Source organism: Thiohalocapsa halophila (assembly GCF_016583825.1).
GTDB classification, from domain to species: domain Bacteria; phylum Pseudomonadota; class Gammaproteobacteria; order Chromatiales; family Chromatiaceae; genus Thiohalocapsa; species Thiohalocapsa halophila.
Window position 1 is genome coordinate 39,323 of the sequence record NZ_NRRV01000014.1, and the last position, 25,706, is coordinate 65,028.

General features: G+C 59.1%; 18 protein-coding genes. 7 read left to right on the plus strand and 11 right to left on the minus strand.

Features of this window, described 5'->3' with window-relative positions; translation table 11 throughout:
- Positions 1 to 11 precede the first annotated feature (11 nt).
- From CKO31_RS07960 to CKO31_RS07970, 3 genes are all read left to right on the plus strand, one after another.
- Entirely contained in the window at positions 12 to 1,016 is a 1,005-nt protein-coding gene (locus CKO31_RS07960) for a site-specific integrase (RefSeq protein WP_200235717.1), read from the plus strand.
- A gap of 681 nt (positions 1,017 to 1,697) precedes the next feature.
- Positions 1,698 to 4,433: a site-specific DNA-methyltransferase gene (locus CKO31_RS07965; RefSeq protein ID WP_200235719.1), complete on the plus strand. Its 2,736-nt coding sequence runs from the start codon at positions 1,698 to 1,700 to the stop codon at positions 4,431 to 4,433.
- A 174-nt stretch (positions 4,434 to 4,607) separates the two neighbouring features.
- Positions 4,608 to 7,745, plus strand: a complete 3,138-nt coding sequence (locus tag CKO31_RS07970) for a BPTD_3080 family restriction endonuclease (protein ID WP_200235721.1) — start codon at positions 4,608 to 4,610, stop codon at positions 7,743 to 7,745.
- Between the two features lie 294 nt (positions 7,746 to 8,039).
- Here CKO31_RS07970 and radC read toward each other — a convergent pair whose 3' ends face one another.
- The 8 genes from radC to CKO31_RS08010 form a co-directional block, all read right to left on the minus strand.
- A complete protein-coding gene (radC, locus tag CKO31_RS07975; RefSeq protein ID WP_200235723.1) occupies positions 8,040 to 8,561 on the minus strand; it encodes a RadC family protein in 522 nt (173 codons plus the stop codon).
- A 104-nt stretch (positions 8,562 to 8,665) separates the two neighbouring features.
- Positions 8,666 to 10,366: a cobaltochelatase CobT-related protein gene (locus CKO31_RS07980; protein ID WP_200235725.1), complete on the minus strand. Its 1,701-nt coding sequence runs from the start codon at positions 10,364 to 10,366 to the stop codon at positions 8,666 to 8,668.
- Positions 10,367 to 10,640: 274 nt separating this feature from the next.
- Positions 10,641 to 11,645, minus strand: coding sequence for a DUF3150 domain-containing protein (locus tag CKO31_RS07985; protein ID WP_242475234.1), 1,005 nt, complete (start codon positions 11,643 to 11,645; stop codon positions 10,641 to 10,643).
- Positions 11,646 to 11,713: 68 nt separating this feature from the next.
- Positions 11,714 to 12,043, minus strand: a complete 330-nt coding sequence (locus CKO31_RS07990) for a hypothetical protein (RefSeq protein WP_200235727.1) — start codon at positions 12,041 to 12,043, stop codon at positions 11,714 to 11,716.
- On the minus strand, positions 12,040 to 12,990 hold the full coding sequence (locus CKO31_RS07995; protein WP_200235729.1) for an AAA family ATPase: 951 nt from the start codon (positions 12,988 to 12,990) through the stop codon (positions 12,040 to 12,042). The genes CKO31_RS07990 and CKO31_RS07995 overlap by 4 nt, the downstream gene beginning before the upstream one ends.
- A 20-nt stretch (positions 12,991 to 13,010) precedes the next feature.
- On the minus strand, positions 13,011 to 13,646 hold the full coding sequence (locus CKO31_RS08000) for a lambda-exonuclease family protein (RefSeq protein ID WP_200235731.1): 636 nt from the start codon (positions 13,644 to 13,646) through the stop codon (positions 13,011 to 13,013).
- 77 nt (positions 13,647 to 13,723) lie between these two features.
- Positions 13,724 to 14,650: a phage recombination protein Bet gene (gene bet / locus CKO31_RS08005; protein ID WP_200235733.1), complete on the minus strand. Its 927-nt coding sequence runs from the start codon at positions 14,648 to 14,650 to the stop codon at positions 13,724 to 13,726.
- Positions 14,651 to 14,674: 24 nt separating this feature from the next.
- On the minus strand, positions 14,675 to 14,839 hold the full coding sequence (locus CKO31_RS08010; protein WP_200235735.1) for a hypothetical protein: 165 nt from the start codon (positions 14,837 to 14,839) through the stop codon (positions 14,675 to 14,677).
- A 532-nt stretch (positions 14,840 to 15,371) separates the two neighbouring features.
- Here CKO31_RS08010 and CKO31_RS08015 point away from each other — a divergent pair.
- From CKO31_RS08015 to CKO31_RS08030, 4 genes are all read left to right on the plus strand, one after another.
- Positions 15,372 to 16,022: a hypothetical protein gene (locus tag CKO31_RS08015; RefSeq protein WP_200235737.1), complete on the plus strand. Its 651-nt coding sequence runs from the start codon at positions 15,372 to 15,374 to the stop codon at positions 16,020 to 16,022.
- Between the two features lie 62 nt (positions 16,023 to 16,084).
- Positions 16,085 to 16,756 carry a hypothetical protein gene (locus tag CKO31_RS08020; RefSeq protein ID WP_200235739.1) on the plus strand — a complete coding sequence of 224 codons (672 nt, stop codon included), beginning with the start codon at positions 16,085 to 16,087 and terminating at the stop codon, positions 16,754 to 16,756.
- Positions 16,757 to 16,782: 26 nt separating this feature from the next.
- Positions 16,783 to 17,844 (plus strand): recombinase zinc ribbon domain-containing protein, encoded by a 1,062-nt coding sequence (locus CKO31_RS08025; RefSeq protein ID WP_200235741.1) that lies wholly within the window; start codon positions 16,783 to 16,785, stop codon positions 17,842 to 17,844.
- A gap of 723 nt (positions 17,845 to 18,567) precedes the next feature.
- Positions 18,568 to 19,395 carry an Lcl C-terminal domain-containing protein gene (locus CKO31_RS08030; protein ID WP_200235743.1) on the plus strand — a complete coding sequence of 276 codons (828 nt, stop codon included), beginning with the start codon at positions 18,568 to 18,570 and terminating at the stop codon, positions 19,393 to 19,395.
- Positions 19,396 to 19,915: 520 nt separating this feature from the next.
- Here CKO31_RS08030 and CKO31_RS08035 read toward each other — a convergent pair.
- From CKO31_RS08035 to CKO31_RS08045, 3 genes are all read right to left on the minus strand, one after another.
- Positions 19,916 to 20,743 carry a hypothetical protein gene (locus tag CKO31_RS08035; RefSeq protein ID WP_200235745.1) on the minus strand — a complete coding sequence of 276 codons (828 nt, stop codon included), beginning with the start codon at positions 20,741 to 20,743 and terminating at the stop codon, positions 19,916 to 19,918.
- A gap of 330 nt (positions 20,744 to 21,073) precedes the next feature.
- Positions 21,074 to 24,055 carry a DNA-primase RepB domain-containing protein gene (locus CKO31_RS08040; protein WP_200235747.1) on the minus strand — a complete coding sequence of 994 codons (2,982 nt, stop codon included), beginning with the start codon at positions 24,053 to 24,055 and terminating at the stop codon, positions 21,074 to 21,076.
- Between the two features lie 56 nt (positions 24,056 to 24,111).
- Complete coding sequence (locus tag CKO31_RS08045) at positions 24,112 to 24,477, minus strand: hypothetical protein (protein ID WP_200235749.1); 366 nt, start codon at positions 24,475 to 24,477, stop codon at positions 24,112 to 24,114.
- Between the last annotated feature and the right edge of the window lie 1,229 nt (positions 24,478 to 25,706).

Consider the following 25,706-nt stretch of genomic DNA (forward strand, 5'->3'; position numbering starts at 1 on the left):
TGGAGATTCCGATGCCCACAATCCGCAAGCGCGGAAACCGCTATCACGTCCAAGTCCGCAAGAAAGGCCAGAGCCCCCTCACGAAGTCCTTCAGCAAGAAGGCAGACGCCCTGACCTGGGCGAAGACCGTCGAGTCCGAGATGGAGCGTGGGGTGTTCCTGGACACCACCCAGGCGCAGCAGCAAACCGTCGCTGAGGTCCTGGAACGCTACCGGGAAGAGATCCTGCCGACCCTGGCAGCCACTGCGCTGACCTCTGACCCCTTCCGGCTGACGACGCTCAAGGAGCACCTGGGGCGTTTGTCCCTGGCCAGCCTGTCCCCTGCCCAAGTCTCTCGCTACCGTGACGACAGATTGAAGCTGGTGGGTCCGGGATCGGTCGCCAAAGAGCTTGGGCTGCTGAGTCGAGTGCTGAACGCGGCCTTCAAGACCTGGGGGATCAACCTTCCACACGGCAACCCAGTCAGCAGGATCAACATGCCCCTGAGTCCTCCAGGCAGAGAGCGGAGGATGTCAGACGATGAGCAAGGGCGCTTGCTGGATGCCCTGAAGCACACCCCAACCATGCAGTCCCTGGTGGTCTTCGCGATGGAGACCGGGATGCGGCGCAGTGAGATCTGCAACATGCGCTGGGGGCATATCCAATGGAAGTTCCAGACGCTCTGCATCCCGAAGACGAAGAACGGCAATCCAAGGACAGTGCCTCTGTCTGACAAAGCGCTAGAGGTCTTGCGTAGTCAGCAGGGCTCCATCGGTAACCATGAGGATTTCCCCAACACATTCGTGTGGGGCCTTGAGCCTCACAGCGTGTCCCAGGCGTTCAGACGGGCCTGTAAGCGAGCGGGGATCGACAACCTGCACTTCCACGATCTGCGGCATGAGGCAACCTCCCGCTTCTTCGAGAAGGGGTTGAACACCATGGAGGTCAGTGCGATCACCGGACACAAGGACCTGCGGATGCTCAAGCGGTACACCCACATCCGAGCTGAGGCACTAGTCGGTCGCCTGTCCCCCTAGCGCACACTGCAAAAAACCCTTGTATCGTCCACCAAGGCTGGGGGGGCCCGCAGCGACGTCCTGAGACAGTCGCCTCGGTCCCCTCTTAGCCAAACGAACATGGAACTCAAGCACATTACCCTTCGAGGTATGCAATAAATGGCCAGCTCTATAATATCAGGTACTTAGAGCGGAAGACTCGTCTGCGTTTCCATCACAGTAGGTCTAAGGGTGGGACTTGCGTCAACCATTGGACCCCCAGTCCCACCACAACGTCCTCAGCGTCTAACCATCTCTCGGCAGCATCTTCGCGCGCGTTGTCCCTGGGTAGGGGATGCGTATCGGATCGTCGGCGCAGCGTCACCACCAAACACGCCCCCCTCTGCCCGCGTGGCACAGATGACGGAATTACACTTCCGCCCCCGTTTTCGGCGCGCCTGTGGAACCCCAGGCGGCGCGTCCACCCCTCGCAGTCCTCTCGAACAGAATTCTCGCCTCATAGTGGGAGAGCGGGTCGGGAACGTTTGATCTTGCAGATGCGTGGACGGGGCTTGCCGCCGTCTGCCGTGTGATTGGTTGCGACACCCCCTCGGCCGAGCACAGATTGATTGGTCATGCTGACCAAGTCACCGTGCTAGCGGCGTCTCTTGTCACAGTGGTACCTTTTGGTCCGGGGCTCAGAACCAGGAGACAGAGATCGCTATGGCGACGCGTGCGCGAAACAACAACCAGACGGGCCAAGACTCTGGCTCCTACAGCCACGACGAACAAGCCGTTCAGCGCCCCGAGGTTGGCGTCCAGGAGAGCTTCCAGGACCGCCGAAAGCCACGAACGTACCGCTACGACTCCTCGCTGTCCCCAGAGCTGGCATGGGACGAGAACGCCAGTCGGGCGCTGGCGGAGTGGTTGATCGAGCTGATCACCCAGGCGGCAGAGGATGGCGAGGCTTCGGTCTTCCAGTCCCCACAGGTGTGGGAAGGAACCGGTGAGGCGTTTCGCTCGACCCGTGAGTGTGCAGCCCGGCTCCGTAGCCTGACGAAGCCCTTCCTGAACTGGTCTGGCAAGGCCGAACGCCAGCAGATCAGTGTGCCGACCATCCCACTCTTCGTCCACGAACGACACTCGACGAACGCCATCATCAAGGGACTGGAGTCCTACCGGCGGACCGGGACCAACCTCGAACTCTTCGGGGACCCCCAGCTCGACATCGCGGACAAGCTCGACGCTTATGAGCACAAGGGACCGTGGACGAACCGGCTGGTCCTTGGCGATTCCCTTCAGGTCATGAACTCCCTGCTCGAATACGAGGGACTGGGTGGGCAGGTGCAGATGATCTACATGGACCCCCCGTATGGGGTGAAGTTTGGATCGAACTTTCAGCCATTCGTTCGACAACGGAAAGTTCAACATGGAAAGGATGGCGAAATGATTCGTGAGCCTGAGATGGTGAAGGCTTATCGGGACACTTGGGAGTTAGGAATTCACTCCTACCTCACTTACCTTCGCGACCGACTTATGTTAGCGCGGGAACTCTTGCACGAAAGCGGAAGCATCTTCGTTCAGATATCTGATACGAATCTACATTTCGTCCGTGAATTAATGGATGAAGTATTTGGCACTGACAACTTCGTCACGCTGATAAACTTCAAGACCATGATGCCACTGGAATCTGGGAAAATTGAAGCAGTGGTGGACTATTTATGTTGGTACGCAAAAGACAAGGTCGTCATGAAGTACAAGAACCTGTGGAAGCCCAAACATGTGGGCGCTGGTTCAGAGTTCGTTTTTGCCGACAGCGCAGATGGCTCCTATCGAAGACTGACCACATCTGAACTAGATGCCTTCACTGTCACAGCAGCCGAAAAGAGGGTTTTTAAGAGGTCAGATCTGGCTTCGTCTGGCTATACGCCGTCTTGCACCTTTCCTATCGAATTCGACGGTCGCGTATTCACCACGAAGCGGGGAAAAAGCTGGCGCACAACTCCTTCCGGAGTGAGTCGATTGATAGCGGCGAACAGACTGTTTGTTCTTGGCCAGAAGCTCTACTACAAGATGTATCTGCGGGATTTCGGATATGGGTCGCTCATCAATCAGTGGACAGATACGATCGAGTTTGGCGGTCGTTCGTACGTTGTGCAAACAACACCTACAGTGATTCAGCGCTGCATGCTCATGACCACCGACCCCGGCGACCTGGTCTTCGACCCAACCTGCGGCTCTGGAACAACCGCCTACGTCGCTGAGCAATGGGGTCGCCGCTGGATCACCTGCGACACCTCCCGCGTCCCATTGGCACTCGCCCGGCAACGCCTGCTGACTGCAACCTTCCCTTGGTACGACCTGAAAGAGCCCGACCGTGGACCAGCAGGCGGATTCCGCTACGAACGCAAACAGAACCGCAAGGGCGAAGAGGTCGGCGGACTGGTTCCTCGGATCACGCTGAAGTCCATCGCCAACAACGAAGAGCCAGAGATGGTGACGCTGGTGGACCGGCCCGAGGAGAACAAGACGGTCACGCGGGTGACTGGCCCCTTCACTGTGGAAGCAACCATCCAGGCGGCGCAGAGCATCGAGGAGCCCACAGAGGCCGGAGAGGACACCCCCGCCGAGTCTTCAGCCTTCGAGAACCCCAGCGTCTACCTGGATCGCATGATCGAGGTGCTACGCCAGAGCCACACGCTACAGCTTCCCGGCAATCGATCCCTGTCCTTTGACCAGGTGCGACCACTCGACGCCGAGACACATGAGTACCTCCATGCCGAGGCCATTGAGAACAACGGCGAGGAGCAGCGTGTTGCCATCGTGTTTGGCCCCGAGGACGGAGCGATCTCGTCGGATGTCGTCTACAACGCAGCCAGAGAGGCCCACTTCCTGCGTTTCGATGCCCTGTACTTTTTCGGCTTTGCCATCCAAGCCAAGGCACGAAGCCTGATCGACGACCGCAAGAAGCTCCGCATCCCCTGCTTCTACGTCACTGTGACACCGGACGTGGTGATGTCGGACCTGCTGAAGACTAGCAAGTCCTCAGAGGTCTTCTCGGTGACAGGGCTGCCTGATGTGCGCTTCGAGCCTACGGGCTCCAAGACAGCCAACGGGGACCCACTGTACGCCGTTGAACTGCTGGGCCTGGACATCTTCCGACCCCGCGACCTGGAGACCGAGTCCATCGCAGCGGAGAACCTGCCCTGTTGGATGCTCGACACCGACTACGACGGCATGGTCTTCATCGCCCGTCAGGTGTTCTTCCCCAAGACATCCGCCTGGGACAACCTCCAAAAGGCACTGAAGGGCCGCTTCGACGATTCGGTGTGGGACCACTTGGCAGGCACCGTGAGCGAGCCCTTCGTCCTGGGTGGACACCAGCGCATTGCGGTGAAGGTGATGGACGAGCGTGGCAACGAGTTGATGGTGACCCGAGGACTGAGGGAGACCGACTGATGCCTGAGCGTACCCCCATGAAGCCTGAAGACTATCGCGACATCTGGCAGCCAATGGCTCCGTCCTTTTGGCTTCAGTATCCGCGCAATCGTGCCCAAGCTACCGTCTGCTGGTACGGGACCGGCTCACGTCGCACCCCAGTAGCCCCACCGGTGTTCAAGTGGCGGAACAGCTATGGATAAGCTGCCAGTTGCCTCGAACGAGGTCGAGAACCCGATCATCAACTCGCCTTTCCGTGAGCCGGCGTTCCACTGGCAGATCGAGAAGGGGGAGCACCCGCAGAAGGTCGAAGGTCGTCGGCCAGCCAGCTACTACTTCAGGGTTCCTGAGAGCGCATCACGGGGTCGAAAACAGCAGCAACAGCTTTCCCTGGACGACCACACAGCGGTTGGCCAGGAGGAGGACCTGCCGCTCGTCAACTGGCTCCGGCAGCGTGTGAAGGCATGGCGGGAGGAAGGCTACCCCGGTGTCTCTCGCGTCACCAAAGAGCTACTTGAGCTGTGGCGTGCCGACAGCGAGCGCCGTGCCCAGCGGTTGTTCTTTGCCCAGGTCGAAGCAGCAGAGACCATCATCTTCATTGTGGAGGCACCAGAGCACCTGAAGAAGTCGATGCCACCGGTGCCCGTCGATGAGCCCAGCGAGAGTGCCAAGGAGGACGGCTTTCGTGCCTTCACCCGGTACGCCTGCAAGATGGCTACAGGCAGCGGCAAGACGACCGTTATGGGCATGCTGTCCGCCTGGTCCATCTTGAACCGTGTGGCAGCACCAACGGATGATCGCTTCACGGACACCATCATGGTGGTGTGCCCTAACGTCACAATCCGGGAGCGCTTGCAGGAGCTTGACCCGGCACTGGGCGACCTGAGCCTGTACCGGACCCGTCAGCTTGTGCCCACCCACCGGATGGAGGAGCTGCGCCGGGGTGAGGTGATGATCGCCAACTGGCACCGGCTGGCCAAGAAGGAGCTGAACAGTGTCAACGGGGAGTCCGCCAGGGTCGTCAAGCGTGGTGAGCCGGTGGACGTGGTGAAGAATGCCGGCAAGCAGAACGAGACCGTCGAGACCAAGTACTACGAATCTGACCGGGCCTGGTTCAAACGCATCCGCCAAGAGCTGGGCACCGGCAAGGGACGCAGCCCGCAGTGGTTGGTGTTCAACGACGAGGCCCACCATGCGTACCGAAGGGGCGACCGGGACAGCACCATCTCCCTGGATGAAGCCGAGACCGAGGACCGGTCAACGTTGGCCAAGAAGAACGCCAAGGAGGCAACCATCTGGATCGAAGGGCTCGACAGGATCAACAAGCTCGGCGGCGGCAAGAAGAAGGGCATCCTGCGCTGTGTAGACCTGTCTGCAACCCCCTTCTACATCCAGGGATCAGGGAACGAGGTAGGAAGACCCTTCCCTTGGATCGTCTCCGACTTTGGCTTGCTCGACGCCATCGAGTCCGGACTGGTCAAGATTCCCCAGCTTCCAACCACGGATGCAACGGGTGCCTCACAGGCTTCCTACTTCAACATCTGGCGCTGGGTGCAGGCACTGGCAGCCGAGGATGGGTATGGCGACAAGCTGACCCCAGAGATCGTCATGACCTACGCGGCTGCACCGATCACGACCCTGGCACAGGACTGGTTCGTGAGGTTCCAGCAGTGGCAGAAGGACGCCGTCGGTGAGCTGCACCCGGTGCCACCGGTGTTCGTCGTCGTGTGCCGAGACACCAAAGTAGCCGCTGAGGTCTACAACTGGCTGGCGGATGACACGGGGGCCTATGGGGCCGCACCGGACTGGTTTCGGAACAAGCCAGGCGAAGAGGTCAGCGTACGGGTCGACTCGAAGGTCGTTGAGGACCTGGAGGAAGGTGGCACCAAGGACGAGACACGTCGGCTCCGGTTCATCCTGGACACCATCGGCAAGAAGACCTGGCCCGGTGGGCATGTTCCGGAGGACTGGAGCGAGCTAGTACGCAAGAACAACGAGAAGGCAGCCAGCGACGACAACGACGGCTCCTACCGCTGGGTTGACGAGAAGATTCCACCAGGGCGTGACATCCGCTGCATCGTCTCCGTCGCCATGCTCTCCGAGGGGTGGGATGCAAACACGGTGACGCACATCGTCGGTCTGCGTCCCTTTGGCTCCCAGTTGCTCTGCGAGCAGGTCGTCGGCAGAGCTTTGCGCCGCAAGTACTACACGGTGAACGAGGAGACAGACCAGTTTGAAGAGGAGACCGCCAAGGTCTTCGGTGTGCCTTTTGAGCTGGTTCCCTTCAAGGTCTCCGAGACAACTGGTGGAGGCACGCCCCCGCCGGAGCCCAACCACATCTTCAGTGTGCCGGAGAAGAAGGACTACGAGATCACATTCCCAGTCGTCGAGGGCTACTACACGCCCCATGCGGTCGATCTGGTGGTTGACTGGAATCGGATCTCAACACTGACCATCGATCCGATGGAGATTCCGGACCAGGTACAGATGAACGCCATGACGGCACCGGATGGCTCCCTTGCTGCGTACGGACCAGGCGAGAAGCCCGTGCTCAACCTGGACGAGTGGCGCAAGTTGTTTCGGGTGCAACAGGTAGCGTTCAGGCTAGCCAGGGAGGTCGTCAGACGGTGGAACGAAAGGCACAGCGACACAGAGGGAGACGGTGAAGCAGTCCCAGTGCATGCCCTGTTCCCCAAGGTAGCCGCTGTGGCCCGGCGGTTCCTTGATGAGAAGGTCAAGTGCAAGGGATCGAGCCAACCAGTGGATGTGCTGATCGCTGGCAAGTACTACCAAGCTGCGGTCGACACGCTGTACGCTGCGATCTCCAGTGGCATCGGGACCAAGGTCACAGAGTTGCCACGCACCCCCAAGGGAGCCGCTGGGGCTGGCTCAACGGCCTTTGTGGACTACTACACCCGTAAGCCGACTCAAGTAGCCCACAAGTGCCATCTGAACGCCATGGTGGCCGACACGAAGACCTGGGAGCAGTCGGCTGGTTCAGCCTTGGATGCCCACCCTGGTGTGGTGCGATGGGTCAAGAACGACCATCTCGGCTTCGAGATCCCGTACCGTAAGCAAGGCATAGCCCGACGGTATGTGCCGGACTTCATCGTGGTGCTCGATACGGGCCTGAACCTCATCATCGAGATCAAGGGCCAGTACACCGATGATGCAGACCTGAAGGCAAAGGCTGCGGAGCGTTGGGTCCGTGCGGTCAACGCCGATGGCAGTTATGGGGCCTGGGAGTACCTTGTGGTCACCGATCCGCCGTCGCTGGGGAAGACGTTGGATGAGCTGTGTGGGGTGAATATGCCAGCTTGGGAGTTGGCTTAGGACGTGGTGTGTTAATGGGCGGGACTGATCGGTGGATTTACGATGCTACTGGCTGGGTAGCATCGGCTGAAATGTCTGTCGTCGGCCAATGCGGGGAGCTTCACATCCCTTCAACAGCCGAGGTTGCGGAAGTGCCGCTCCGAATCAGGAGAGCGGACTCCCCGCAGCGCTCGCTATCACGCGACAGCCCCCGATCGCTCGTTCGAGCGTAGGCTATGTGGCCGCCGCTGCCACTTGTGGCCCTCCGTGGCCAGTACCACTGGCCGAATGCGAGCACTTGCCGCCGCTGCAATCCTACAACAGTCCACGTTCCGCAAGCGAGGTCCCCGCACCCTCACCGATCACGATGTGGTCTAGCACACGCACCTCGATCAGGGACAGGGCATCCTTCAACTGCTGCGTGATGCGCAGGTCCGCCTGGCTCGGCTCGGCGACACCCGAGGGATGGTTGTGGGCGAGGATCACGGCAGCGGCGTTCCAGCGCATGGCCTCGCGGACCACTTCCCTCGGATGCACGCTGGCACCATCGATGGTACCGCGGAACAGCTCGCGGTACTGGAGCACACGGTGGCGATTATCGAGCAGCAGGATGGCGAACACTTCGTAGGGCACGCCGGCCAGGCGCAGCTTGAGGTAGTCGCGCGTCTCGTCGGGACTGGTGAGCGCCTCCTTGCGAACGTGGTAGTGAGCCTCCAGGCAGGCGATTGCCCGCTGGATCAGCGCGCGCTCGTCAGTGTCGAGTTCGGGGCGACGAGTCTCGTCGGGCTCCAGCGCAAGTGCGAACTGTTGGGGTTTGGACTTGGACTTGTTGGTCATGGTGCGTCTCCGTTGAACAGGCGCGCAGACGCACCAACCCCATGCGGGATCGGTCGTCTCCGCGTGGGTGGGTGAGTGGCCGGCGTTGCGCCGGCAGAGGGGAACTAGCGGTGGGTGCTGAGCAGGAGGCGCTCAGCGATGCGGAACAGCTCGCGCTTCAGGTCTGCGATGTCGTCGATGCGGATCGCGGTCGGGAACAGCGCGCTGATCTCGGTCTGGATGCCGATGCCGATCAGCTCGATGCCCGACGAACCCGCGCGTTGCACCAGATCGACAGCGCTAACGAAGTGGTTGGGAACACCGTCGGTTAGGGTGATCAGCACCCTCCGCTCCTCGCTACGCGCAAGTAGGTCAGCAGCAGCGAACCAGAGCGCGCCGGTCATCGGCGTTCCTCCGCGGGCGCCTTGAGTGAAGGCGCCTGCATGCCGGGACACCGGCTGTCCGTGGCCGACGACGGCGGCGACCTGATCCTCCTGTCCGTAGATCCCTGGGAACGCCGTCACTGCTCGTGACACACCGCCCATGGGCTCCAGTGCAAGCGCTAACGCCATCGCAGCATCCAGTGCCAGACGGTCCTTGCCACCAGCCATCGACCCCGACAGGTCCACCAGCAGGTGCAGCGCTGTGTTGGGGGCCTCCCGCTGCTCCTTCGTCCTGAAGATCCTTGGGTCACCGACAGCGGCGCGGTGCAGATGTGACGGACTCAGCTGGCGTCCATGCCGAACTGTGCGGCTCCGAGCCATCGTGTGAGCCTGCACGAGTCCTTGCAGCCTGGACGTCAGCTTCGCTGAGTGGACCTTCACCCGCTTCAGCGTTTGCTGTCCTTGCACCGGATCGCCAGCGAAGTGCTCGACCGTGGGCAACAACGTCGGTGAGGGCTGAGCGTTGGCTTGCAGGGTCTCTGCGACCTGCTCAAAGAGATCAGTCGGTAGGTCCTCGTCCGTTGCACTGAGAGCTTGGTTCAGGGCGCTGTGCGCTTCCGCATCGGTGCTAGGTGCTTGGCTCGCAGCGCTCTGCTCTTCGGCATCAGTTCCGGAGTCTTCGTCCTGTGCACCTGGTGCATTGGACTCAGAGCCTTGTGCTTGGGACTCAGAGCTTTGATGCCCTGTGCCTTCTGACCCTGAGCCTTGGTCGTTGGGCTGAGTGCGCTGTTCCTTGCTGCTGTTCTCCTGTTGATCCTGCGGCTGCTGAGCCTCGTCCTCCATCAGCTCAAGAATCCGTTGGGCCAGCGCCATGCTGTCGGCAGTGCTGGTGAGGCGTGGGACATCGGCCAGCAGGCCATGCAGCCGACGGACGAAGCTATCCCCGAAGACTTGGCGCAGGGCTCCATCAGCTTGGTCGGCGTGGTTCCGAAGCGCTGGCTGTTGCCGGTAGCGGTGGCGGCTGATTGCCAAGAGCCCGTTGCCGAAGATGTCGCTCGGGCTGTTGGTGGTGCTGACGGGGTTCATGCTGCCGGTATCCACCAGATGGTCGATCACCGCGTCCAATGTCCGGCGGGTGCCGGGGTAAGTCCGGATGATGGCGGTCTCGATGCGCACATCCTCCAGCACGCCTTCGACAAAGCGCCCCAGTGGGGTGTGGCTGCGGGCCAGGTCGAAGTCCGTGAAGCGGACGTGCGCCGCCTCGTGTGCCAGATAGCCATACGCCATGATCCGCGACGTCGGGGTGTCGTCGATCTGGGGGATCTGGATCGTCTTGCCGTTGGTGTAGGCGTCATTGCCACCCACCTGAACGGGAACGTTGAACTTGCGGCCGTAGGCTGCGGCGACGATGGGAAGGGCGTTGGTGATGGTGGTCAGGGACATGTCTTTCCTCCAGGCAAAAAAAAAGGCGCATGACCGGGGAGTCATGCGCCTTGGTGGGTAGTGCGGACAGCCAGGGAGAGAGCGGTCCAAGGAGTCCAAGGTCCAGGGTCGTTTTGAAAAAGTTTTCTGGCGGCCTCTGCTACAAGGCTGTTGTCAGATACTTCTCTGAAATTTCCTTGGACTCCTTGGACTCCCTGGACGAACCCGCATGGTTGCTGGGCTCAGCCGGTCCAAGCTCGCTCGCTTGGTCCAAGGTCACCTTGGACGGGGTCGCTCAGAAGAAGAAGCTCTCGGCCTGCTTCTCGGTGGCCTCGCTCTCGGTCGCCGAAGGCGCAACCACTTCGTCGTCCTCGCCTTCAAACAATGAGTCGAAGTCCACCATCGGCATCTGGACAGCCTCCGAATCCAGCTCATCGTGCTGAGCCTCGTCCGTGTCGTCGGGCTGCTCCGCCCGCGCGATCTGCCCGGCGCCATGCCGAGCCATACGCTCAGCATCCGAGAGCAGCAGCGCTAGGCCCATCCCCTCGTTGAAGAGCGCACCCTCGATGGGAGCCGTAGCAGGCAAGCGGCCGAACCAATCGTCGATGCTGTCCACCACTGGCTGGATGCGCGGGTCGATGAAGCTGAGGCAGGCGAGCTTCTCGCGAATGCGGTGGAAGGTACCGAGCGCACGGCGGTGGAGCTTGTCCTTGCCCTCGAAGCTGCCTTCTAGGTCGCGGGCCATCTGCTCGACTTCAGCGAAGATGCCGTTGCCCAACTCCTGCACCTCCTCCATCAGAGTGCCAGGCTGCTCTGTTGGTTTGATCTCCACCAGCTGGTAGCCGAAACGCAGGCGGCCACCAACGACATTGGCAGGCTCCACGGCTCGCCTGATGGGCGCCTCGAACTCCGGCAGCTTGGCGATCCAATCCTCCAATGCACGGTCGTAGCCGTCGATGAAGGTGGTGCGCTCAGCGGTGAACTCGGCCCTGAGTGCGTCGAGCTTGGTCGCCAGCTCTTCCGCGTAGTCCTGCGGCACTGCATAGCCACCGAGAAACCGTGTCCCAACCCGCAGACAGGCGCGCTCCGCGGACTGCTTGATCCGGTGGAACGGCTTGAGCGGCTCTGGATCGCAGACGCGCTTGGAGCCCAGCGATACCAGTTCCTCTGGCGGAATCTCTCCGCCCACCAGGTTCAGATCCTCGGGCTTGAGCTTCTTGCGACCGCTCCAAATGCTGATGCCCAGCATCACGAGCACGATGCGGTCGGTGATGGTTTCGATGGTGTGGTGCATGGTCATCTTCTCACCGAGCGTGCACGCGCAAGCCTCGCGGCAAGCACGAACGCACGATCGGTCTTGGTTGGGGGTTAGAAGTAGAAGCCGTCGCCAGACCCGAGCAGGGCCTTCAGATCGATGGGCTTCGGGGCAGGCTTGGTTGCCGGCGTTGCACCAGCAGATGTGCCGCGAGGCGTGTTGCCTTTGGCATCGAGCGTGATGTCGCAGACGTACGTGTAACCCTTACGGAGCTTGGCCTGCGCACGCTGCTCGGCCTCTTGCAGCGGCTTCAGCTGCGAGCGGTTCAGGTGGTTTGCTGAGCCCCAGCGGATCTCGGCGTGTCCGTTGCCGAGGTCGGCATAGGCCCAGTCTTTGGCGGTGCCATCGGAATGGATGAAGCGGTACAGCTGGAAGGTCTTCATGCCGCTGCCTCCCAGTAGTCACCGAACACGTCGGCAGCGATCCTGTGAATCGCCTCGCGCTGCTCGGGCTCAGCGCGAGCCGTGAGCGCTTGCTGAAGGGCGTAGTGGAACACGTTCGGAGCGCCCTTGAACGTGAGGCTGAGGCTTGCCCAACGCACCAGCGTCCGAGTGCTCATCGTCACCGTGAGTTCTCCCGCCTCGATGTCACTGCCCATGAACAGCCGCCGCACTTCGTCCGCCACGCGGATCATTCGGTCAGCGATCTCACCAGGGATCTTGGGTACAGAGGATAGGATCACCTGACGCTCGATCTCAGCGTCGGGGTAGCCAACGTGCACGACGCGGAACCTGTCCATGAACGCGAGGTTCTGACGAAGGACGCCTTGGTAGACGCCGGACGCATCGCCAGCACCAGCACTGTTGCCCGTAGCGAAAACTCTGAACCGAGGATGCGGCTTGATCACCTCGCCTCCATTCTCAGCAATCACCAAGGGCTGGCCTTCCAAAATATCGTTGAGTCCGGCAAGCTCGCTCGGGTCCATGAGATCCGACTCGTTCAGGATCAGCAGGTGGCCATCCCGAGCCGCGACCGACAACGGGCCATGCACGAACTGCGTCGAGCCGTTGACCAGCACGAACTGCCCGACTAACGAGGTCAGCTCCATGCGCCCGTGGCAGGTCACGGACTGGACGGGCCAGTTGAGCCGCGCCGCGATCTGGCTAATCAGGCTGGTCTTGCCCCCGCCAGTCGGCCCTGTCAGGAACATGCCGTCCCCGTTGGCATCGTGCAGATACGCCAGCACGTCGCGCAGCAGCTCGTTGCGGAACACGTAGGGCTGCTTCACCGGAATCTGCGGATGCGTGTCGTCGGCGAAGCCTTGGACTTCGAACCCAGGACGTGCCTTCACACCGAAGGTGGCTGCGACATCGAAGCGTTGCATAGTCATGGTGGTCTCCAGGTAAATGGTCAGAAGTAGAACGAGGTCGCCGTGGTGGGTTCGGATGCGGGCTCAGGCATCTGCCCAGCCTGAAGCTGCTCCCAGAAGGCCAAGCAGGCGGGGATCAGCTCATTACAAAGGAAGGCGTCGTAGCGCTGGACGCAGAACTCCAACGGCTCCAGCCCGCTGAGCCACGGATCGAAGACCAGCCAGCCTTGGCGGGCTTCGGTGACGTAGAGCTGATGCTGGAGCTGCATCCAGGCGAGCTGATACGCAGTGGCCTGCTCACCCTGTGCGATGAGCTGCTTGTAGGTGGACTGGGTCGGGACTTTCAGCTCCACTGGTTCGCCGGCGTCGCTCAGCCCATCAAGGGAGCAACGGAGCACTTGATGCTCAGTCGACTCCACGCAGAGCGGGAGCAGGATGGTGTGGTGGCGTTCTTCGAACCCTTGGCGGACGTGGTCTTCGAAGGCGATGCCACGCCGCACGCAGGGCTTGGTGGCTGGGTCTTCGGGCTTGATGAAGCCGATACGCTCGTTGAAGAGCTGGAGCGGGGTCTTGTAAGGCGACCGTCCAAGGATCACAGCCGATTCAGAGGCCGTGATCCCCTTCGCCCGCCATGCGTGCCAGAGCGATGTCCGCTGGCTGATGTCGAGGATCTTCATGCTGTGCTCCATAACGGCGGAGCACAGCAACCCCTGGGGGCTGCCATGCCCCAAGGGGTTGGTGGTGGGTGAGAGGACTAGGCGGCTTTCGCCGTTGCAGCCTCGGCAGCCTTGTGCAGCTCGTTCAGGGCATACTTCAGTTGCTCGTCCTTGCACCGTGCGCGCAGATACTCCTGCGCTTGCCCCCAAGCGGATGCCTCCTGTGCGCGGCTGATGAGCTTGGCGACCTTGGCTTTGAACTCAGCGTCCACGGCATCAGCCTGTTCGGGCTCAGGCTGTTGGGGCGTGGTCACCTGCGGTTGCGGCTGCTCCTGCTTGGCGGGTATCTCCTCGGGCTCGATGCTCTTGCCCTCCATCTCCTCGGCGACGTAGGTGCCTTCCTCCGGGAACGCAGCACGAAGCGCCGCGGCCTTGGCGCACTTGATCAGCTGACCCCGTGGCCGCTTGATCCACATGGCCGTCGGCACTTCCGAGTTCTGTCCTCCTGCACGGCTGTAGGTCTCCTCCCAAAACACGATCTCCGTGAATGGGCAGCGTTGGCCGTTGACTAGTCGGTAGACCGTGACCTCGCACCACTCGGGATAGGTCAACTGGACGCTGAGTTCGCGCCAGCCGCTGTCCGTCTTCGCCCGACCGCTGAAGGTGCGGGTGATGTTCGGACCGAGCCGAGGCGCATCGATGCCTGCGTACTGCCCGGTGCGCGCTGCGGTGATGGTCACCTCGTTGATCCCAGGCCAAACGGTTTCGATCTCGCGGCCTTGCGCCTTACTCCACATCGGCACAACGTGCACGGGCCGCTTGAGGACATCGAGACCTCGTGCTTGGCAGTAGCGGACAGCCAGCGCGATGCCGTCAGCGGTCTTGGCGCTCGGGAAGATGCTGTCGGTGAGTACGCGCCAGGTGTTGGCATCCAGGCCCAGCTCGTTGAGGGCGGTCTGGCTGATCGGGAAGCGTGCCTGCGTGTTGACGCTGGGCAGGGTTTCGTTGTCTTTGCGTGTTGCCATGGTGGATTCCCCTGCTACGCTTGATCAGAACGGCATCATCCAGCCGGACACAAGCTCGCCGTATAGGAACTCGGCGTAGGACCAGGGGTGGTTGCCCATGAAGGCCGAGATGGTCGCCAGAGCGTTGGCGTGAACGCGGTTGCGCTGTTCGTCCTTGGGGTCAGCAACGGCGCTGATGAGCGGTTTCATCGGGGGGTGCCTCGCGTTGGTGATGAGCCAAAATCAGCTCACACGGCGCGAAGCGCCTAGAACTTAGGCGGCACGGACTTGGAGCGTGATGCCAAGCCGTTGGTAGCGGGTGGGTTTAGGTGGGTTTCAGAACCCACCTGGCTATACGCCTTCTCGGTTGCGCAAGTTTCTTCCGTTTGGGGGAAAAATCAGATTCGTTGAAACCTGCGTTACTGGGTGGGTTTTAGAACCCACCCTGGATAGGTTGGAGAGATGGGATGCGATCGATCGCGACGCAGGTCACAACGGAGAGGACAAGCGGTGAGCTACGCTCTTACGCACCGCGTGTGGGTCCCTTTTCGTTTGATGGGACCCATGGAATCCGAAGTGGGGGTAGGTCGCGACACAGGGGGGAGGGGGAGAGAGTGAACATAATTGGGTTACCGGCAGCAAGCGAGTCAAAGGTCAGTCGGCGTCTCAGACCTCGTTCTACTGTTCGAGCTAGCTATCGCAACTAAGTCCCTCCGATCAATATCACACCGAGAGCTACCGCATGACTCGGCCAACAACTAACCGAACGCTCCTAGAGACGACAAAGAAAGAACTCAATTACCTCGTCTCGTGCATCCTTCAAGTCGACATCAATACAGCGTCCAAGTATACGTCGCGCGCGGGTACCGCAGTTGTAGCAAAGATGGCCGGCGCTGGCGTGTCGGCAGGTTTATACGGTCTAGTGTCGACCTTCGCCACAGCTAGCACTGGAACTGCAATCGTTGGGCTATCTGGTGCAGCCGAAACCACCGCCACTCTATACTGGTTCGGTTCCTGGGTCGGCGGAGGTGTCGCCTGGGGCGCTACCATCGTAAGCGGCATCGGAATCGCCGTAGCAGTCGTCGCGTACCCGTTGTTGAAATCAAGACCACGAGACGAGGCAACCCTAACCGACATTGATTCAGTGATAATCAATAACGCAGTCGCCTACGTCGGGCAAATTGATGTCGCACTGGCTCAGGACGCAGAACCAAGCGACACCGAGATGTCCCAGTTGTCAAGTTTGGTAATCACGCCCTTTTATCAGGAGCTTCAACGGAATATCGAGGATATTGCCTCGCGCCTTGACACCAAGAACGCATTCGCTTTGCTAGTTCAAGCAGACCCCCGCTTTAAGCGCAAAGTCGTTGAACCGTTCGCACAAATCGCTTAACGAAATAGGACGTCATTGTAATGAAGTATCGCTCTACGCTACCCACTATCGCTGCGGTCCTAATGAACCTCCGCAACCAGAACGTGGTTGCTAACACTGTAGAAGAGCAGCTTGTCCTTGAAGCAATTCGGCGATCCAACACTGAACTGCGTGACGCAAGCATAACGGAACTCGGCAACTACGTCCGAGGGCTAAGCGACGAGCAGTTGCGCGGCCTGGCGAACAATATCAAGGGCATCTACCACGAGCTCCTTTTTCTTCGCGAGTACAATTCGTCACATATTGACACCCAGGCCGAACTACACGAAAGCACAAGCCACCCTGGATCGGATATCATTATACGGGACTCGGAAACGAGTGAAATCGTCCGTCGTCTACAGCTAAAAGCCACAGACAATGACTACTACGCGGCGCATGGGGCTGACCGTGATCCGCTCATCGAGCGTGTTGTCACGAATGAGGCTGCTAACCCAACTGCAAATGTCGCCCCCTCAGGATACTGGAACTCAGAACTCGAAGACGACGTCACGCAACAATGCGATCAGCTCGAACAGGTTTCCGCAATTGGGCAGGTGGGAATCGGTATGGAAACAGGCGGGATTGTCAGCGGATTCCTCCGCGCAAAGGACTGGGCCAATGGCAGAGATACGCCAGGAGAGGCGATCAAGAAGTTCACAGCAGATACCGCGATCGCGGCTGGTACAACGGCATTCGTCGCGTTTCTGTTTTCATGATGTTCGCGTGATTTGAGGCGAGGGCAGTGGCAACGATAAAGTCTTTGTTCGCAAGCGCGTCAGCGTTCGTCACAACTGTGCGGACGACTGTGTTGCGAGGAGTAGGTGAAGTACGCAAGTCGCCAGCCGGTCAGGGTTTTGATCAAGTAGTCGAAGAGACCGCCGATCGTATTGGCGAAGTAGCTCGACAAGCCTGGGGTGCCGTCCGTCGGTCTGAATTTGGACTCGGGGTCGAATCAGCGTTAGATGAAATGGCGCATAAAGTCACGGAAGCGGGAGAACGCGTGCAGGCAACGGCAAGGCAGAGCTGGGACGACGCGCGCAGGGTGGTTGCTGGAGCCTACCGCGGTGCAAAAGAAGCTTGGGAGGAAAAGCGCGAGTACGAGGCGAAGCGGGAGCGTGACGGCGGCTTGAACGAGGAGGATGCGGAGCGTAACGAGGAACTGGCCAAACGACTGCGAGAAATCCAGAGAGACATTGGGGATATCAAGAGTGGTCTTGCAGCCGATGCTCTTCGTCAAGGAGAGATTCTTACAGCCGAGCTTTCAGCTGATGAACTGTCCGCGAACACCGGGTTGCTTGCTACGAAGACATGCCCCGAGTGTGGCGGGCTGATGACCATTCGGCAAGGAAAGTTCAACGTGAATAGAAAGCAGCACAGCTTTTACTGGCAGTGCATTTCAAACCTGCGCGGCTATCACTGCCGGACACTGAGCATTAGGCTTGAGGAGGAGAGTTTGGATGTCGTTCGCGCCGCCAATCCGGACCTAGATGGTAGCCCAACCGAGCGTCGCGGTATTTGGAAACAGCAAGATGTGCTTAGGCGAACACAACGGCGGTTCGAGACTTTCGTGGGGGAAGTCGATGATGACTTGATGTGCCCGATACACGTGGCTCCGCTACTGATCCAAAGGAAGCTCAACGCGGGAGGAACTTTGCTGGATAGCTACGAGCATGCTTGCACGGCGATCGAAGCAAATGGAAGCCCATGCGCATTCGTTGTTCCCATCACATCTTTTGCACAGATTGCTTCGATCCTTCGCAGGAAGACTAACCGCGGCATCATTGATGGCGAAGCCTTCTACTAGAGTATTTGCCGCGGCGACCAGTCCGTTTGGATAGAGGCGTGCCTTGTTGTATTCGGCACTCGGCGCGAGATCCGGTCCGGGCGGCTGAAGATCTGGTATCGGAAGTATGCCGCCGAACAGAAGCCGCAGGATGGCCTGAGTCTTCGACGTGCCGGTAGGGGCTGCGTCGTGAGCGCTACGGATTTCGAGGAATGTAGTCCCTCTTTAGGTCAAGACGGCGATTTGAAAATGCTAAAACAACTCAGGTGTCGCCATGAATGTCGCGGACTTTTCGTTCTCTAAGGATGATGTCCAGATAGTGTTTTCCTTGGAGTATTGCGCTCTCGTTACCGAGGCTAGCGGCGCGCAGGGAAAAGGGGCCAGGCTCTGAGGTACCCCCACGAATCGCCCCTCTGGAGCCGGTTCTGCGGAGATCAGATCGTATTGTTCGGCGGTCCATCGGGAATCAGGGACAGACCATCATTAACTCGCCACGCCAATGAATCGCCCAGCACCACCAAGATCCAGCAGAGATACCCTCAAAAGCGGAAATGCTGCTCATCTTTGGTGATTGGGCCTCCAATCTGTGCTCGCAAACTACGCCCGATGATGGGCTTTTCCGGGCTTCGGGGAGAGCCGAACGGTGCGTCTTTGCCCGAACACCATCGCTCACCCGGCTATTAGCGAACGCTAACTTTTACCTTTGAGGGGGGCTGGGGTCAGATAGCCAAATAGGACAGTGACATGCAACCTTTGATCACGAAGCGCCTCGTTCTGGCGGCCGGTCTGATGCTCTGGGGCGCCTGCACCCAGGCCGCCCTGATGCCATACGAGTCGGGCGGCGTGCAACTAGTCTACGACGACGCGCAGGACCTGACCTGGACGCGCGACGCCAACCTGTTCAAGACCCAGTACGACGCGGACAACACCGTGATCGCGGACATCATCGCCGCGGTGCCCACCATCACTAGCGGCAACGGCACCCACAACGTCGTCACCGGGGACTTCAACACGATCAACGGTCGCATGACCTGGTACGGCGCTATGGCCTGGGTTGAGTGGCTCGGCAGCATCGCCTACGCGGGCGCTGACGACTGGCGGCTACCGGCGATCATCGACACTGGCGCGCCCGGCTTCGTTTTCGCCTATGTTGGCAGCGACGCCGGCTACAACGTCGACACCAGCAGCAGCGAGGTGGCTCACCTGTGGTACGACACCTTGGACAACATCGCCTTCTTCGACACTAGCGGCGGCATTCACCAACCGGGCTGGGGTCTGAGCAACGCCGGTCCTTTTGGTATCAGCATGCAGGATTCCGCGTACTGGTCAGGTACGGAGTATCCGCCGAATCGAAACGTTGCAATGCTTTTCCACGCCGGCCGAGGCCAGCAGTACGGCCCCGTCAAGGACATCGAGTTTTACGGTTGGGCAGTTCGCCCCGGACAAATCGCCGCCGCCCCGGTGCCCGGTACGGCGGCGTTGCTGGCACTGGGCTTGATGGGGATTGGAGCGCGCAAGCTGGGGAGTTCCGGGAACGGCGGCTTCGCCGCGTTCCGGGAACAGTGTTTTTGATTCCGCGGAACCACCGAACGGGAGGCAAGGGGAGAAAAAGAAAAAAGGGGCCAGGATCAATTGTCGGCGGCTACGTCTCCTTTGGGTCGTAAGCAGCTCTCGGCCTTCAAGTGCACGATCGTCTGCAACCAAGTGCATACAAGACATTCAGCCCACCGCGGACGGGGGAAGTGCAGTTTTGTCACCAGTTCGGCCTGGAGAAAAACCGAGTCCGCTCATCCCGCGAGCGGCTTTGGAACTGCGATGCGATACACTCCGTGACAGGGCAAAAGCAGCGTTTGGCCTTTCCCAACACAACGAAACTGCGATAGAACGTTGCGCAGCGGGCCGAAAGTACATCTCGCCAAGTTCCATGCACGAGGTCCATCGTCGTTGCTGATGGGGCTTAGAGCGTGGTGCTTGGCCGAAAGGCTTGGAGCATAGTCCGTGGGTGGCTCAATGCGATACACCAAGGCGCTGCTGGCCCACGCCAGAGCCAGCAGCTTGATCCATCATTACTGCTTATCGAAGCCGTCGCCCATCACGCAGGCTCTTGGGCTTGAGCAGGCTTTGGTGGGAACATCGTTACGGTGTGCTTCGCACTTGGTGCTTTGCTTGCGCGCGACGAGGCATCCGTCGGATTCACCTCTTCGCCCAGAGCAGGCTGCATGAGCTGCTCACACGGATGTAGCTTCCAGTCCGGTCTCCACAACAGGTCCAGTATCAACTCGTTGTTGAGATCGGCAGCAAAAGCATGCCCACGGCCGCGGATGGCAATCCAGTCTCCTTCGGGCTTCCATAGCTCACCCAGCGAAGCAGCGGCGTCCGCGAACCAGAAACAGGCGTGCATTGGTGTCCACCAATCGGGGCCTTCGTCTGGGTGTGGTGCGAACTTCCGATACGCTTCGCTGCTCATCGTTTCCAGGAGCTTCACCAAAGCGGGATCTGCCCCTCGCTCAGCGGCAGCTTGCGCCACCTGATATCCGTCGTAGGCCAGGATAGCTTCGGGATCGCCACCCTCCAAGGCTGCCTCGACTCGCTGATCTACCTCCATGACCCATCCGTCGCTGAGCGTGAATTTCCAGGGTGCAGGATGGTGCCCATTCAGGGCGAGATCCAATCGCCACGGATCAGCAGGTATCCATTCCCAACTCGGGATGTTCATCAGGTTGTGATCTGAGATGAAACTGCGTATGGCTTTCTCCATCTCGGCAACCATTACTGGATGCTCCATCAGGGGGCGTAGCTCGGTCCACACTGCTTGCAGATCAACGATAGCGAACTTGGGAAGGTTCGGCTCGTCAATTGGCTCCCCGCAACTGTGGCAGAATGCAAAGATATTACGACCATCAATCATTACAGTATTCATATTTATACTCCGTAAGGATTACATTAAATAAAATGCCTAGGCTTTGTTGACCTAAGGCGTCGCTCTAGGCGCTATGGTCAAAGTGCTATGACCGAGGAAACAAAGTCGGGATGCGGCAATCTCCCCATCGTATCCATAGCGGGGTGGGTTTGGGTGGGTTTCAGAACCCACTTGCCTACCCGGTTTACCCAAATACGATATTTTGGAAAATACTTAGAAAATTTCTGATATTCGTAACCTCCCTTAGTAAAGTGGGTTCTAGAATCCACCCTAACCCACCTCCGACGCTTTTTTTCTTGCACCCGTGGTGGGCTTGCTCCCAACCGATCCTTAGCGGTTGGCAGCTTGGGTGAACGGTTGGAGCGGCGCAGCAGTCGCTGGCGACGTCCCCTGCGGGGTATTCCATCGCTGCATGGGCTTCCTAGTCGGCGCATTGGCATCTTCGTCGAATTGCGATTTGACGACGGTACTCGGATCAACTGCTTCTTCCGAAACCTTCTGGATCACGAAGGTTGTGCTGCCGTTTCGGATCTTCGACTCGAGTCTGTAGCCCATCGCGCTCCGATCCCTGAGCTTGATCACCTGGTGCCCAATACTCCGCACATTACCCCATCCTTTTACCGGTGGCGCTGCGACAAAGAAGTTGTGGTAGGCTTCTTGCCTCCGTTTTTCCGTCCAACAGAGTTCGTCGATCTTGAGAAGATCGGCACTCCGGAACTCTTGCCCTATTCCGAACAGATAGACCAAACCGAGCATCCACGCATTTCGCGCGGCGGTATCCGGAGACTGCTCAACGACTTCATCGAATTTGGCGATCGGGTCCGACACGCCTGCGTTTAGAAGCGGCCAACGCACGGCTCGGTCCCAGGCGTGATATCGCGAATCGACGACTGACCGGATAGGACGTTCGTTGCACTGGAGAACCGCGAGGGCGGCTCGCATCCAGCGAACCCGGTTCTCAAGGACGTAGCCACCGACGTCGGGGTTGTCGAAAGTGCGCTGGTCGGGTCGCTCCATTTCTGATTGCAGCCTCACTTCGAGCATCCGTGTGGCCAAGTCGGCGTCCGTGCTGATGTTGTTCCCTGTCACCACAAAAGTGGTGTTTGTCGGCAGGTCGACTGTCTTTGACATACCGAGGATGCGCCCATTGTAGCTTTCCGATGTCAACGCCCTGGCAAGAACTGGGCTCTTCAGCGTAAAGGCATCCGGGACGTTGTCGAAGCAGATCATCGGCACCGACTGGAGCAGCATTGCAATCAGGGCCTTCTCCTGTTCGCCTCCGTCATCGGACAGGTTCGTCACGGATAAATCGCGTCCCGTGAGCAGCAGATGCACCATCCGAACGAGCGTCGTCTTACCTGTGCCTTGGGTCGAGGCGTTGATAAGAAAGGCTGGCGCCATCGCGAGTGTTTTTCGTTGGATCGCGGTGAGCACGAACGCGAGCGCCGCAGCCTGATCCAACTCCGACGCAAAGGGAAACTCTCCAAGCATCTCCTCGGCAAGGATGGCGACACCGTCCTCGGCTTTCATGTCGGCAGGACCAGCGAAGCGCGTTCCACCAAACGCGAGATACAGACCGTTCGTCTGTTGCAACCCCTCTTCTATCAAGACTTCCCCGCCGGGCGATATCAGTGGGTGCGTCACAAGCCCCGTAGAGACAGGCAGCCGCGACTCCGGATTGCTCAGCAGCAAGCCTGGCAGGTCCTTTGGGACTGGGACCAGCTGCTGGCCTTTACCAGTTTCTTCACAGAAGGCCACACTCTGCTCAATCCGCAAGCGTAAAGACGCTTGAGTGTATGACTCAAAGACCGGTACCTCCACTGAGTCGTCGGTGCTGCCATCCCAAGCATGCATGCAGGTAGGCGGCGTGGCCTTGATCAAAGTGTGCACGCCGCTGTAGAGCAAAACCTCCCACTGCCCTGGGTAAGTCATCAAGGCATCTTCTGTAAGGCGTACCATCTTGTTGAGCTGCGTCGGGTCCCAAGGCACAAGCGCCCGATCGCCAATGGCCTCTGCGACGTCTGTCGCTCGTTGCACCGCACGAGACTGGGCGACATAAGCCTCGTAATCTGCCTTCAGCGCACGCTTGCCCCTAAAGCCATCGCGTTCTGACAGGCGATCGAGCACCGCATCAATAGTCTGCTCATTCGGATGCGCCGAATACAGGACCGGCTCCCAAAGATCATCCTGGGCAATTGCATCGCAGCACGCGGCCACGATCTCGCCTGACGAGAAGACACCGACGCGCCGCCAATTGCGTTGCAGGTCGCGCTCCCTGTTGTCCATGCCTTTGCCATGCTTGAACACATGGCATACCACGTGCGCAGCTTCTCGGTAAGACAACCCGTTCGCCTTCAGCAAAGAGGTCAGCGAGAAATCGAGACCAGAGCGGCTCGTATCCTTGAGCCCTTCTGTCTCCCCCTGCCAACGCCTCCGCAGATTCGGCGATCTCTCCAAGAGTTCTTCGAGCCTTGCGTTGACTGCGGTGATCTCTTCCTCAGAGAGCGCCCTTGTGTCTTCGTCGAAGTCCTGTTCAAGAACAGGCTTGCCTAAGGCGCGCGGAGCCGGCTCGGTCTGAACCTGTGGTAGTACTCGGACGAGCGCTTCCGCTTCAATCCCCCCTTCGTGGGCATCAAGTAAGTGCGCGAAGCCAGGTCGATCCGGGTACCCCTTGTCGCGCTTGCTTTGCTTCGGGTAATTCAGCGTGCCGGGCAGCCGCAACAGCCGGTCGATATTGCCAGTTCCGGTGTCTCCACCAAAGCGCGCGATCAGACGCTTGTTGAGATCCTCTGCCGCCACGGCATCAGCCCCCTCGATCCGCCACAAGGCTTGCAGGCCGTTGCCCGAGTCAATGATCAGACTCGGCGGCAGGTCAAACGCACGCAGTGTAGGAAGCGTCTCATCGATTAGGCGCTTCCGTCCCGTCTCGTATCCGTCTTCCATGCTTGGGTCGATATCGACGTGGACATACTCGGAACCAGCGATATCAGCCTTGGACGGCTTCTTGGAAACAAGCGTCCCCACCGGGTTTACCGTGAAGTGCAGGTTCTTGCCGTCCGCGTTCTTTCGCGCTGCCCAATCGGCAGCTAGCTCAAGATCACCGGGCAGATCGAATGTGCGCCCGCTGGTCGATCCGTCCGGAATGATTGCGACCAAGTTCTGCTTGCCATGCGGGCGAATTTTAGAGAGAGCATCCTTGATGGCCTCGCGATTTGGTGTTAACTCCTCCGCTGTTGGTTCGAAGTCGCTGGCAACTAGGGAATTATGATCGAAGTTCTGAGTGCTAAGCTGAGTGCCCTGAGGGGCACTCATTGCGCACCTCGTGTGGTATAATTTACATTAATCATATTTATGCTCCTGCCGCCATGTTAGGCGGCTTTCTTTTTGCTCGGCTTTTGATTTTCGATTACTACTATGCTGTAGGCTCGCCTAACGTTCTCTACCGCGATCTTGTTTCGAAGATCCGTTCCTTCCTTGAGAGTATCCAATCCTTTAAGCTGAATTTCATACCAAAGTATGGGCTTTGACTTAGTTCGCAAAGCAACGTGGCGACAGGGGTCTAATTCCCAGAAGTAGCCAACCAAAAGTGGGCACCAGTCGTCTTCTGAATCTGGTCGCTGCCCTGTCCAATCTAATTCACGCCTATTCCACTCGTCGACAATGTCATTGTACTGATTCAATACATCCTCAAGCTCCTTTCCTTCGAGCGGCGTCTTGATCACTTTGCGTCTCATGCCGTCACCTCCTGCACACTCTCTCGCTGTTGCGCGAGCCATACAGCCTCGTCTTCTGCCAGGATTCTTGTCATGCTGCCGACTTTAATGGCCGGAGGCATCTTCCCAAGCTTGGCATTCCGATAGTACGTAGCTCTGTGGATGTTATATCGATGACAGAAATCGGCAACGGTTGACGCGTGTTTCTCATTAGTTGTCATAAGTACGTATCCTCTTTGACTCTTGGATTGTTGATGTTCCTTGGCTCGCCAACAGGCGCTGTCGCTTCTCTTGGTAGCTGCCATTCCGCTTGGCGTCCGTCGTTTACATTGCATTCAGGTCCTTTTCTGAACTATCATTCTGTGCGCACTGGAGTGCGTCGCAGGTAAAATCAAGTGCGTAATTATACCACAAACCAGTCTCGATGTGATTCGAGGCCGACTTACTGGTCGCATTGACCTCAATACGCGAAGAGCTGGTCAGCCAAAGAGCCAAGCCGGGTAGTTATTCATGTTGCGTCCCGCGCCTTCTCAATGAACGCGCCAGTTGTAGTCGGCGTCAATCGATCCGACTCCACGAGAGCGTACTAGCGGTGATGGTGTCTATCTTATGTCGTGTAATCCCCGGGGGGGGCGATCGGCTAATGGTAGCTTCAGCTCAGCTCCGAAGTGGTGTGCGTCGCGAATTGCAGGACGGCTGGCGCGTTGGCTCAATCAAATTCCGGCGTTGGTGAACATCGTGCGCGTGCTCGCGTCTCCATACCGGTTGGCTAGGCAGTGCTGGAAACCTCATGCAGCGGCGACAGCCGCTGCTGATGATGCCGATGAGGAAGCGGATCGGACCTGGCCTGGTCCTGACTTCTCCCTTCCACGTAACTTGCCTTGCATTTTCGGCGCATTTGTGATAGGTTTAGAGCGGTTTAGCGAGTGATTAACACAGGTTAGGTCGATTTCGACAAGCATTCCCTAGTAACGGCTGACGCCGTTGTACGAACAGATTCGAATGTCAACTCACGAGCGGCGACAGCCGCTTCTAGGGGGGGCATTGATTCCCAGGATAGGGTCATCCCTTTTCACTATGCGTCCCCGCAGTTAGGTGAGAGACGAGGCAGTTTGAGAGTCGAAATATTTTGTGGTGTTTGCCTGCACGGTTAGCAAGGATGGGTTGAACCACTCATAAGGTAGGAGCCTATAAATGCAGAGCGAACGTATGGCGGGGTCGCGGTTCGCTCCGTGGTTTGCGCGTAGCTC